This is a genomic window from Ilyobacter sp. (assembly GCF_041583315.1).
Lineage (GTDB): Bacteria > Fusobacteriota > Fusobacteriia > Fusobacteriales > Fusobacteriaceae > Ilyobacter.
This window is the reverse complement of the sequence record NZ_JBFHGC010000298.1, coordinates 1-3,646: the sequence shown is the minus strand read 5'-3', so window position 1 is coordinate 3,646 and position 3,646 is coordinate 1. Positions and strand designations below refer to the sequence as shown.

Below are 3,646 nucleotides of genomic sequence, written 5' to 3'. Positions count from 1 at the left end.
ATCAAACTTTAATTATATGTATGAAAATATAAAGTCCGGAAAAATAGTATCAGCAATGACACTGAAAAAAGGCGGAGTTGCAGAATCTCTTGCAAAGATGAGTTTCGGAAACAGAATCGGAGTAAGCATCGAAAATCTTGATGAGAATCTATTTAAACTCGGTTATGGTTCATTTATCGTAGAAGCTTCTGAAGAATTATCAGGAAAAAATATAGTCTTCCTGGGAAATACTACAGAGGAAGAAAAAATAGTAGCCGGAGATACTGTGATTACTCTGCAAGAATCTGAAAAAACTTGGCTCAAGACTCTCGAGCCTGTATTCCCATACGAGACGAAAGAAAAGAAAAAAGAGTATATCTGGACTCCTTACGAGGCAAAAGAGATCATCGTTGCTAAGAATAAAATAGCAGAACCTAATGTATTCATACCTGCATTCCCAGGAACAAACTGCGAATACGATGCCAAAAAAGTATTTGAAAAGGCAGGAGCGACTACTTCTGGGATGACTTTTAAAAACCTGACACAAAGACATATAAACGAATCCATAGAAGAGATAATAAAAGGACTCGAAAAATCCCAGATACTTATGATCCCGGGAGGATTCAGTTCTGGAGATGAGCCTGACGGTTCCGGTAAATTCATTGCCACTGTGCTTTCAAACCCAAAAGTGGCTGAAGCCATATCTAAATTCCTAGAGAGAGACGGTCTTATCCTGGGTATCTGTAACGGATTCCAGGCACTTATAAAATCAGGGCTCCTTCCTTACGGAGAGATCGGAAAAGTAACTGCAGATTCACCTACCCTTACTTTTAACAACATAGGAAGACATATATCACAGATGGTGTCTACGAAAGTAACATCAAACAAATCTCCTTGGTTCTCTGGTATAGAGGTCGGATCTGTCCACGAGATACCTGTATCACACGGAGAGGGAAGGTTCTTTGCCAGCGAAGAAGTGGCAATAAAGCTTTTTGAAAACGGACAGGTAGCTACACAGTATGTAAACTTTGAAGGAAATCCTTCAAATGAGTTTAAGTTTAATCCAAATGGATCTGTCTATGCTATAGAGGGAATCACATCTCCAGACGGAAAAATACTGGGTAAGATGGGACACTCTGAAAGAATGGGAGAAAATCTCTATAAGAATATTATAGGGGATAAAGAGCAGAAGATATTTGCAAACGGTGTGAAGTATTTCAAATAAATCACATAGATTTTATTGATAGAAAGGGAGAAAAATGGGAAAAATAGGTATAATTATGGGAAGTGACTCCGATTTACCAATAATGAGTGCTGCTGCAAAAATATTAGATGAATTTAAAATAAATTATGAACTGACTGTGGTTTCAGCCCACAGAACAGTGGATAAAATGTATGAATATGCAAAAACAGCTGATGAAAGAGGAATTGACGTCATAATCGCAGGTGCAGGTGGGGCAGCCCACCTGCCTGGAATGGTGGCAGCAATAACCAGTATACCTGTAATAGGAGTACCGGTCAAAAGTTCAAACTTAAGCGGACTTGACTCATTATTATCTATAGTACAGATGCCTGGTGGAGTACCTGTAGCAACAGTGGCAATAAACGGAGCAAAAAATGCCGGAATACTTGCTGCTAAAATAATCTCTATAAAAGATAGTGAAGTAAAAGAAACAGTAAAAAAATACATGGCTGATATGAAAGATGAAGTAGAAGCAAAAGCTGAAAAAGTTGAAGAACTGGGATATGCCAAATATCTTGAAAGTATGTAGTTTGGGAGGAGAAACAAGTTGAAAAAATTAGGAATTATCGGCGGTGGACAACTTGGAAAGATGACAATTCTTGAAGCCAGGAAAATGGATATATACACCTGCGTGCTTACAGAGGAGCATCCATCTCCTGCCAGTGAGATCTCAAACGAATATATAATAGGAAGCCTGCATGATGAAGATAAAATAAGAGAGATATCTGAAAAATGTGATGTACTTACCTACGAAATAGAACATATAAATGTTGAAGTGTTAAAAGAACTTGAAGCAAAGGGGAAAAAAATATTTCCTTCTTCAAATGTCATTGAAACAATTCAAGACAAATCAAAACAGAAAGAACTCCTTAATAAAGAAAATATTCCTACTTCAAAATGGAAAAGAGTCACTGAAGATACTATTGAACAACTTAAAAAAGAATTTGGATTTCCCGTTGTGCAAAAGAGCTGCAAAGGCGGATACGACGGTAGAGGAGTTTTCATCCTTAAAAATGAGTCTGATACAGAAAAAATGATCCAGGGTGACAGCTTCTTTGAAGAGTTTATAAAGTGTAAAAAAGAGATAGCTGTAATGGTCGCCAGAAATTCCGACGGAAATACAGTCACTTATCCTGTCGTGGAAATGGTATTTGATGAAAAAACAAATATATGTGATACTGTAGTGGCACCAGCTAGAATAACAGAAAATCAGTACAAGAAAGCTGAGGAGCTGGCAGTTCAATGTGTAGAGGCTCTCGACGGCGTAGGAATATTCGGTGTCGAAATGTTTCTTACTGAAGAAGGAGAAATTTTGATTAATGAAATAGCTCCCAGACCACATAATTCAGGGCATTATACAATTGAAGCTTGCAAAACATCACAGTACGAACAGTTCATAAGAGCCGTCTTAAACTACAGCCTAGGAAGCTGTGACCTGCTCTCCCCTGCCTGCATGGTAAACATATTAGGCGAAGACGGATATGCAGGGCAGGTGAAGGTCGTAGGCATGGAAGAGATGATGAAGATTGACGGAGCATATCTGCATCTCTACGGAAAAAAAGAGACAAAGCCATTTAGAAAAATGGGTCATATAACAGTACTCAATGATTCAGAAGAAGAAGCTTATAGACTAGCATTAAAAGCCAGAGAACATTTAAAAATCATAAGTGAATAACAATTATATGCCAAATAATCTTTTATAACCCGGGAGGAAAAATGGAATTTATGAAAAAGGATATGCTGTATGAAGGAAAGGCAAAGAAAGTATACTCTACAGAGGATCCAAATTTAGTTATCATACATTTTAAAGATGATGCCACAGCTGGAAACGGGGCAAAAAAAGGAACTATACAGAACAAAGGTATCCTTAACAACAAGATCACCGCCACACTGTATGAAATACTGGAAAAAAATCAAATAAAAACCCACTATAAAGAGATGCTGAACGACAGAGACCAGCTTTGTGAAAAGGTGGAAATTATCCCTCTTGAAGTAATCGTAAGGAATGTCATCGCTGGTTCTATGGCTGCCAGAGTAGGTATAGAGGAAGGAACTGTCCCTTCAAATACTATATTTGAAATCTGCTATAAAAATGATAAATACAACGACCCGCTTATCAACGACCACCACGCAGTAGCAATGGGAATTACTACTTATGAGGAGCTTGGAAAAATTTATGAAATGGCTTCTAAAATAAATAACCTGCTTAAGGAAACTTTTGATAAAGAGGGTATCACTCTTGTTGACTTTAAAATAGAATTTGGAAAAAATATAAACGGAGAGATTCTTCTGGCAGATGAAATCACACCAGATACTTGCAGACTTTGGGATAAGGAAACAGGTGAAAAACTTGATAAAGACAGATTCAGAAGAGACCTCGGAGGTATCGAAGAGGCTTATATCGAGATTTTAAAAAGGCTGGGT

4 protein-coding genes are annotated in these 3,646 nt (G+C 37.7%); all 4 read left to right on the top strand.

What is annotated here, in order from left to right; all coding sequences use genetic code 11:
- On the top strand, positions 1-1,204 hold a 1,204-nt coding region (locus ABZA26_RS10210), incomplete at its 5' end, for a phosphoribosylformylglycinamidine synthase subunit PurQ (protein WP_372714421.1).
- 34 nt (positions 1,205-1,238) lie between these two features.
- Positions 1,239-1,751 (top strand): 5-(carboxyamino)imidazole ribonucleotide mutase, encoded by a 513-nt coding sequence (purE, locus tag ABZA26_RS10205; RefSeq protein WP_372714420.1) that lies wholly within the window; start codon positions 1,239-1,241, stop codon positions 1,749-1,751.
- Between the two features lie 18 nt (positions 1,752-1,769).
- On the top strand, positions 1,770-2,897 hold the full coding sequence (purK, locus tag ABZA26_RS10200; protein ID WP_372714419.1) for a 5-(carboxyamino)imidazole ribonucleotide synthase: 1,128 nt from the start codon (positions 1,770-1,772) through the stop codon (positions 2,895-2,897).
- A gap of 41 nt (positions 2,898-2,938) precedes the next feature.
- The coding region (gene purC / locus ABZA26_RS10195; RefSeq protein ID WP_372714418.1) for a phosphoribosylaminoimidazolesuccinocarboxamide synthase at positions 2,939-3,646 on the top strand (708 nt) is incomplete at its 3' end.